This is a genomic window from Dellaglioa sp. CoH-57-MRSF-22 (assembly GCF_056781895.1).
The window spans coordinates 1-241 of record NZ_JBXAXT010000266.1; the positions used below are offsets into that span (position 1 = coordinate 1).

The 241-nt window shown below is 59.8% G+C and carries 1 protein-coding gene; it reads left to right on the forward strand.

Annotation, left to right across the window (positions count from 1 at the left end):
- Nucleotides 1-241, forward strand: a 241-nt coding sequence (locus AC1RPR_RS09025; RefSeq protein ID WP_481763611.1) for a hypothetical protein, incomplete at both ends; no start/stop codon positions are given.

The window sequence follows — 241 nt, forward strand, 5'->3', positions numbered from 1 at the left end:
AGCGCTTCATCCACGGGCCAGTGCGTGAAGAACTGCGGCGCTGCCTGCTGCTTGAATCCGGCACCAGCCGAGATAAGCCGTTTAAGGACGTGAATATCCTACTCGGCTATGACTCCCACATTTTTGAGATTCACGGAGACGGGACCGTGGTTGAGGCCGCTTACGACTATGCTGCGATCGGGAGCGGTGCTGAATACGCGCTTGGGGCCATGTACGCGTCGCATGGTGGACACGGGCCGCG